Raw genomic sequence first — 7,792 nt, forward strand, 5'->3', positions numbered from 1 at the left:
TCCATTTGATTGTAAGAGATATATTTGCCTTCTTTACAAAATTTTTGCCTTATTTGATAGTTTGCAAAGTTGTATAGGTTCTTAGATTTAAAACAATATTCGTCTAACATTTGGTAATATGGATTTTTAGGATATATTATATGTTTTTCAACACGATTGGCTTTCATTTTCTCTATTCACCTCCTTTTCTTCAGAACCTACTTCACTCATCACCACTATCTCGCAATGATATTTTTTACTACTTTACCCGCCATTAAATCATCAAGCATTTTAAAAAATCTTTTCTTTTTTTAAACTAATTCCACTAGCTATATCAGAAAATACTCTTTATACACAGTATCCATTACTAAAACAAAACTGCTTTAGTAATTGTATTTGATTATCTAAATCATCCTCCTGTTTTAGCGTAGAAACCCTTGCATAAATATAAGTTTTTCTTTCTATTCCTCGGTTAAATAATTTATATACACTGTCTTTGTCATAATCATATCTACCGTTAGATAAAGTATTTACTTTTATTAAGCCTTCTTTTACATATTTTGTTAGAGTAGGTCTTGATACAAGACTTCTTTTGATTTCATTATAACCATCTACTTATAAGATAATTATAACATATATTTATTTTAATAATAGTATTATTTATTAAAATTTTTGATGTTCTTTGTTGTTTTTATTTATTTTAATAACCATACCGGCACTTCTAACCATCTCCGCTGGGGTTCCATAGGTAGGAGAATGGTGGGCAAAATAACCTTTCCATTTCTCGCTGGGTTACAATATGAGCACTACTATTTTGCTCTGTACTCCTTTGGTTAGTATCTACCGTCCTTTGTTCCCCTTGCTGTTCTATAGTTTGTCCAGTTATAGATTGTTGAGGAACCTGTGGTGAAAATCTAATTATAAATGCACCAAATAAGGGAATTTTTCATAAATTATTGTGAAAGGAGAATACTGCGAGGATGTGTTAGCATGAAACTATTAATTATTGGAAATTCAAATATTCAAGGTTTAACAAAGGAAATTTTACAATATCTTAGTACAAAACATGAACTAGTTTTTAATGATCTAGATAGCTATCAATCAAGTCGGGACATAATTTTAGTGACTGATAATCTAAAGGGTGATTCAATAAAAAAATTATCTAAAGACAACCATATAATTCTAAGGGAAAATATCTCTAAAGATTATCAAAATTCCACTAATATTATAATTTTACTCCCAAGACTCAATGTGAATTTATATACCAATAATCCTAAAATATTACAGATTGTCATTGAAATTTTAAGTTATTATGTTAATAAATTACAGATTACCAACAAAAACATTGAGCTATTGAGTAAAAAAGAGAATGAAGTTTTGAACCTATTATTACAAGGTTTAAATGATCAAGAAATCAGTAATAAACTGTTTATTAGTGACAAAACAGTTAGAAATCACATCAGTAATATGTTAGGTAAATTAGGATTAAAAAACAGAACCCAATTAGTACTCTGGGCCTTACAATATTTAGGGAAAATCAAGGAAGATATCAAATGATTTCTCAGAACATCCATGAAACTAATAAACTACTAAAACAGCAAATTTTATCCCATAATCCAAAAATTAGAGAACATCTTTTAGAAACAATCCCCTATTCAAAAAATGGACTAATAGAATTGTTGGATAAATATCATTACCTATACATCAAACCTGTTAATGGCAGTCTAGGTAAAGGGGTTATGTCAATTATTTATATTAACAAAATGTACGTTTTGAAAGAAAAAGATAAAACCTATACATTTCCATCATTAAATGGTTTGGAAAAATATTTAAACCAATTTCTAGTAAAAGATAGCTATTTAATACAGCAAGGACTACACATGCTGAAATATAATAATAGGATAGCAGATATCCGGGTACTTTTCCAAAAACCCTATAATAACTGGCTATTAGAAGGTATAGGGGTTAGAATCGGTAAAAGAGGATATATAGTTTCTAACTATACTATTGGAGGAAATGCTACAACTTTAGAAGATTATCTATCAACAAATGGATTTAACAAGGAAAGTATTGAACAAAAGAAAGAAGAGATTATCATACTCTGTCAAGAAGGAATTCATTCACTAACCAAATATTTTCCTAATTTCAAAAGACTAGGTTTTGATATAGGTTTAGATTATGAAGCTAAACCTTGGATTATCGAGGTTAATACTTCTCCTAACTTTAACCTTTTTAAAGCCATAGATATGAAGATTTACGAAAAAATTAAAGAAAATAAAAAGATCATTAGCACCAATAAAAGTTCTTAGAATAAACTAGGATAAAGAGATTAATTGGGAGGAGGGAGAAGTATGTCCTATGTAATAATTAAAGGCACTAATCAGTTAAGTATAGAAGGTAAAGAAATAGATGACAAAATTTATTTACCTTTGGAATCCCTGTGGGAAGATTATTCTATATTAAAGGAGGAAAAGGTAGTTTTTTTAGATAGTCCATTATTTGGCATTAAAATCGGAGTAATGGATACCAGTAGGCAAAAAAGTGATGTAATAAAACACCTAATAGAACTGTTAACAGGAGCTGGTTGTATAGTAAATGAGGTTAATAAAAACTACATTCCCACAGATACTAATCTAGTTTTAGAACTTAACAATGATGAAGGTATTTACAAAACAGGTTATCAAGGATTTAACCTCAATGGCAGTAGACGTTTAGCAGCAGATATCGGTTGGTCAATAATTAGAATATTCCAAATAGATTATATTGTGCCACCTAAAAAACTAAAAGGAAATAAAGAAATTTCCCTTTGGCATAAACTAACGGTACCCTGGGTTACTATAAGTTGGAGAAGTTCCAAAGATAGTAAAATTTTGTTACCTATTGCTATATTACTAGGTTTATTCAAATTTGCCAGTGGTAAAATACCTACAATAGACGAAGGTATTTTTAATAAAAAAAATTATATAGAAAAAGAAAACCCTATAGTTGAAAAAAAAGAGATTCAGGAATTAACTAGAACGATAAAGGAGGAATTAATTGTGGATGATAACACAAATAATAGAGGTAAATTAGTTAAGAATCCATCACCAAAACTTCAGGCATATATGAAAAAAATCCTTGCAAAGCAGCAAATAAAAGAAAAAGAACAGGAGAAATCCTACCCCTTTCATCCCCAAGATATCTATAAAAAAAGTGGTAAAGGTTGAAAAAGCTGTAAATAGTGGAGGTTACCACAGTCAATGAAATAGGGAAAGGATATCCTTTCCCTATTTGCTATACATTATAATAAACTTGATTTTTTTCGTAGGATAAAAACAGTACTTTGTAAAGATTAGGTACTGTTTTTTTTATTTTTTCTCCAAATTCTTGTATTTCCTCTAAGTTCACTTGATCTACCATAACATCCCACTGATTTATAGCCATAAATATTTTCCCTTCTACCCCTGGAAAATTGAAAACACCTTTTTCAGCCATTTTTATTAAAGTAGAAAAATCGATGATTTCATTTTGAAATGGGAGTAAATGGTGGCGGTGTACCCACCTTTCCCCCCACCTATTTCCAAATACTTTACTACCGATGTTAATTACCAGATGGGTAGTACTAGGGGGAATTACTGGTTCCCCCTCTTTCCATACCTTTAATGGTTTCATCCTAGCCCCATCCCCTTCACACAAAATATGATCGAATAGGGAACATTCTTTTAGTTTTTCTACTCCATCAACATCGATCCCTAGAAATTTTTCTCCATCCCGCTGAGAATAAACCAAAGGTATTTTCCCAGGTTCACCGGTAAATTGGGGCCATTTAACTGGAATGATATTTTCTTCTAAAGGTGGGGCAAAAAACTTGGTAGTAGAGGTTATGAGAGAGTTTTTCAATTCTTTAGCCAACAGAAATAATCCTGTAGTTTTACCCCCACCACCTACCATAGTTATTAAACTTTTTTCACCTATTTCTAAAGCTGCTTTTATCATTCACCCATCTTCTCCTATTAAACTATTTCTATTTTTATCTCTTTACCAGAGCTCGTATTTTTATCCAATAAAATTCCTTTATACCCATTATCACACTTTTCCCACCACTGTTTTAAATTAATCTTTTCTCCATCGATAGCAAAATGGGCTTTATCCCGATCTAGAAAAAATCTAACAAAGGAAATTGGTAAACTCCAGTGTATTTCTTTACCATTAGTTTTCTTAATATAGATTTTTAATAGTTTTGCATGTTCCTCGTCATCAAAATTAAATACAAAATTTTCATTATTTTCATTTATATTACTTGTTTGTTCAAGGGCTGATAACAGTTGTACCCCTTCTTCAGGAGTTATTTTCCCTTCTTTGACTAGTGACAGGATTTCTAACCTTTCTTTTTCCACAATATCCCCTCCTTATTCCACCCACATTTTTACCTTAATACCATCTTCATCATCTACTACTTCCAAAACTTCTCCTAACCCACCATGTCTAGCTATTTCAATTACCCTTTCAAGATCTCTTTGAGTTACTCCTTCTGCTTCTTTAGGCAAAAATTTCATCCCAAAGTTTACTAAGAAAAAGGGAACCTTTAAGTTGACTTTTTTTCTACCAGTATGGAGATCTTCTACTCTAATATATAGGTATTTAGCTTTTCTTTCCCCTTCAACACTTTCCCAATCCCGTTGTTCTACCGCAGCCAATAATTTTATACCTTCTTCAGCAGTTATTTTTCCTTCTTCAATCATTTTAAGAACTTGTAATTTTTCTTCATTCATAAATTTCACCTCCACTATTTTGGATTGTTTCTAATAACTCATTGGCTTGCTCTAAGGTTATAATACCGTCTTTAAGCATCAGTAAAATCCGTAATGTTTCTTCATTATATTCATCTTCACCATATCCACTCTGTTCACTATCTAAAATGAGGTTAGAATTACCCTTGATTATGCTAACATTTTTCGCCCCTTCAATATACAAGGAACCTCTCCCTTTAGAACCAAGATGACCTTCATAAAAATCCCCTTTTTTAACCAAATTAAGGCAAGGTAATTTATTATCTAAGTAACTACTCTCTATTTTAAAATTCAGTTGAGCAATTACTGGAATAGAGAGGTAGAAATCCCCTGTATTAAAAATACGCCATACCCCATGGAAATTGCTGGGTATTACTATTTCTGTATTTCCTTTTCCTTCAGCTGCTAATCTTTTAAAATTACAGTTATCTAAAGTTAAATCACCAACACCGTTGTATAAATTGAGGTTACCTCCACTATCTTTAAATTTCACTTTTCCTTTTCCATTCTCCAAGTCACATTCTCCATTTAATCGGATCAATTCTATATTCCCTTTACCATTTTCGATATTTATTTCTCCATTGATGCTAAAGCCGGTAATATTGCCAATACCATTATCTATAAACCATTTACCTTGGATATTTTCTAGTTCTAACTCACCCTTTTCAATATCTATTTCCCCATCCCCTTTAATATTGGAGAACTTAAAATTACCTTTACCTATATCTACAAAAATTTTCCCTTCTAAGTTAACCAAATGACCATCTACATAACTACCTTCAATAGCAAACTTACATTCTTTAGGAAGGTATAATGTAACTATTTTTTCTCTACCTTCTAGTTCAATTTCCAACTCATCTTCTCTAGTTTTGTAATTGACATTAAGATTTTCTCCACTTACTTCTAACTTGCAACTGGCATTTTCCCAACCCCATACCTTTACCTTACCTTTATCAATACACAATAATATTTTACCTCCAAAGGAAAGGGGAAAAGTTTTTTCATAATAAGTCATCTCAACTCCCCCTTATTCTAATCCCAATACTTCTTGCTTTTCCAGGTACGGAACTCAAAAAATCCAGAAAGGACTTGAGATATTCCCACATAAATTATCAATGCTCCAAGAATCCATAAGAAATTCCAACGATGATAAATAGTATAAAGAAATAAACCTGCTAATCCAGCTAAAAATAACCCTTCTTTTATTTTCTTCCAATTGATTCTCCAAAGGCCATATATCTTTTTATAAACACCCATTTTAATAGCATACATTTTCAAGATAAAATTAGTTACTATAGCTACCAAGATTATAAAAAATATCCCAATTTGTACATTTGTAGACATTAAAATATCCATCATTTTCTCTACCTCCCAACTAATTAACTATTTCTGTTATACTAAGACTACCATTGACAGTACTTATCTTATAGTTTCTTTTGATTTCACCTGGTGATGTTACTTCTACATTTCTAGCCAAAAATTTTCCATTAAGAATATTAGCTTTTAAATCAGTATGTTCAACTTTAGTTCTGCCATTTACAGAATTTGATTTTATATAAACCCCTGTTACCCCTTCAGGTAATGATAACCTGATACTTCCATTAACAGTTGATAAATGGACATCCCCTTGATGGTTACCTTTATCAACCAAAGAAATTCCTCCATTGACAGTATCCGCCTTCAAATTTTCAATTTCTCCCTCTACTTTAATTATCCCATTTACCCCTGAAATTTCCATCTCTTTAGCGAAGACATTATCTATATTGATCTTTCCATTTACCGAATTAATTTTCCCTTGAACCAGCTTTAAATTTTGTAAATCCACTTTTCCATTAGTTGATGTAGTATAAAGCTCTGCAACCACATTTTGGGGAAGTGTTATATCGTAATCTATCTTTAAACGGCGGTTTTTATAATTCTCTGTTTCAATCCCATTTTCCTTTAGTTTTAAAACCTTATAACTTTTCACTAAATCTTCAGCCTTTTCTCCAGAAAAAATTCCCCGCACCGTTTTGGTTACTTTAACAAAGGCATAATCTTTATTCCATGTGTTAATTTTGATATAACCATTTTTAGTTTTAATATCTAACTCTATCTCTTTGGAAGTGAAATTGTGTTTGTAATCTTCAGTAAATACATAAACTGGCCCTATATTACTTCCAAAATTTAAAACATTAATTAGTTTATCAATTAGCCCAAAATTAGTTTCAGTTTCCACATATTTACTTTTACCCTCTTCTTTTTCTAGCTGAACTTCTTCCTCTTCCATTAGATCTTCATCTAAAGCTGCCAATAGCTTTTCAGCTTCTTCTGCTGTAATTTTCCCTTCCTTTAACATAGTTAAAATAATAGACCTTTCTTCCATTTTACAACCCCCCTTATTTTCCCCTTCCTACACTTTTTTCAATAAAGCTACTGCTTCTTCTGCCGTTATTTCCCCTTTGTTTAAAGCATCTAAAACTTCTTTCCTTTTTCTAGCCACTTCAGGATCAGTCTTAGGAATTGGTTCTGGTCTGTAACCTAAACTTTCAATAACAGCTTCTAACCTACCCCTAACGGTAGGATATGAAATTCCTAATTCCTTTTCCACTTCTTTGATATTGCCACGGCATTTAATAAACACTTCTATAAATTCCTGCTGATCTAATGGCAGTCTACAAAACTTACAGGGGTCAAATTTTCCTTCAATAGCAGTATTACAACTAGGACAGTGTAAACGGGTGATGTCAAGATTGGCGGTACAAATAGGGCAACGACCTAACATTTGTCTTTTCACATCAACCCCTCCTTTCAATATTTTTAATGTTGATGTTAAATATTTTAATCTTTAATTTAATTATACTAATATTTATGTAAAATGCAAGAGATTTGTGATAAAATTTTTAAAAAATTAATACCTATCTAAGAAATCTAAAACTTCCTATTAAAAAAATGTAGACAAAGTCATTTTTTAAAGGCTGTGGTAATTAAACATTCTAACAAAGTTTTGCGTCGAGATTTAAGGCTTCTATCTAAAAGGAAGAAGGGTACCGCTCTAATTCGCC

General features: G+C 31.2%; 10 protein-coding genes and 1 pseudogene. 3 read left to right on the forward strand and 8 right to left on the reverse strand.

What is annotated here, in order from left to right; translation table 11 throughout:
* Positions 1-186: 186 nt before the first annotated feature.
* A pseudogene (locus BMX60_RS10940) lies at positions 187-576 on the reverse strand (recombinase family protein); the annotation flags it as partial.
* 393 nt (positions 577-969) lie between these two features.
* Between BMX60_RS10940 and BMX60_RS10945 the strand changes: the two are divergent.
* From BMX60_RS10945 to BMX60_RS10955, 3 genes are read left to right on the forward strand one after another with little or no spacing between them, the layout of a single operon-like run.
* Positions 970-1,536, forward strand: a complete 567-nt coding sequence (locus tag BMX60_RS10945; RefSeq protein WP_143055933.1) for a helix-turn-helix domain-containing protein — start codon at positions 970-972, stop codon at positions 1,534-1,536.
* On the forward strand, positions 1,533-2,288 hold the full coding sequence (locus BMX60_RS10950; protein WP_091351482.1) for a YheC/YheD family protein: 756 nt from the start codon (positions 1,533-1,535) through the stop codon (positions 2,286-2,288). The genes BMX60_RS10945 and BMX60_RS10950 overlap by 4 nt, the downstream gene beginning before the upstream one ends.
* Positions 2,289-2,330: 42 nt before the next feature.
* Positions 2,331-3,185, forward strand: coding sequence for a hypothetical protein (locus BMX60_RS10955; RefSeq protein ID WP_091351483.1), 855 nt, complete (start codon positions 2,331-2,333; stop codon positions 3,183-3,185).
* 67 nt (positions 3,186-3,252) lie between these two features.
* Here BMX60_RS10955 and yqeC read toward each other — a convergent pair whose 3' ends face one another.
* From yqeC to BMX60_RS10990, 7 genes are read right to left on the reverse strand one after another with little or no spacing between them, the layout of a single operon-like run.
* Complete coding sequence (gene yqeC, locus BMX60_RS10960; protein WP_091351484.1) at positions 3,253-3,954, reverse strand: selenium cofactor biosynthesis protein YqeC; 702 nt, start codon at positions 3,952-3,954, stop codon at positions 3,253-3,255.
* 17 nt (positions 3,955-3,971) lie between these two features.
* Positions 3,972-4,355 carry an SHOCT-like domain-containing protein gene (locus BMX60_RS10965; RefSeq protein WP_091351485.1) on the reverse strand — a complete coding sequence of 128 codons (384 nt, stop codon included), beginning with the start codon at positions 4,353-4,355 and terminating at the stop codon, positions 3,972-3,974.
* 12 nt (positions 4,356-4,367) lie between these two features.
* A complete protein-coding gene (locus BMX60_RS10970; RefSeq protein ID WP_091351486.1) occupies positions 4,368-4,730 on the reverse strand; it encodes an SHOCT-like domain-containing protein in 363 nt (120 codons plus the stop codon).
* On the reverse strand, positions 4,723-5,763 hold the full coding sequence (locus BMX60_RS10975) for a DUF4097 family beta strand repeat-containing protein (protein WP_091351487.1): 1,041 nt from the start codon (positions 5,761-5,763) through the stop codon (positions 4,723-4,725). Before BMX60_RS10975 ends, BMX60_RS10970 begins: the two co-directional genes overlap by 8 nt.
* A 17-nt stretch (positions 5,764-5,780) precedes the next feature.
* Entirely contained in the window at positions 5,781-6,107 is a 327-nt protein-coding gene (locus BMX60_RS10980; protein ID WP_091351488.1) for a hypothetical protein, read from the reverse strand.
* Between the two features lie 16 nt (positions 6,108-6,123).
* Positions 6,124-7,113, reverse strand: a complete 990-nt coding sequence (locus tag BMX60_RS10985) for a DUF4097 family beta strand repeat-containing protein (RefSeq protein ID WP_091351489.1) — start codon at positions 7,111-7,113, stop codon at positions 6,124-6,126.
* A 27-nt stretch (positions 7,114-7,140) separates the two neighbouring features.
* Positions 7,141-7,524 carry a DUF2089 domain-containing protein gene (locus tag BMX60_RS10990; protein WP_091351490.1) on the reverse strand — a complete coding sequence of 128 codons (384 nt, stop codon included), beginning with the start codon at positions 7,522-7,524 and terminating at the stop codon, positions 7,141-7,143.
* Between the last annotated feature and the right edge of the window lie 268 nt (positions 7,525-7,792).

Source organism: Anaerobranca gottschalkii DSM 13577, assembly GCF_900111575.1.
Lineage (GTDB): Bacteria > Bacillota > Proteinivoracia > Proteinivoracales > Proteinivoracaceae > Anaerobranca > Anaerobranca gottschalkii.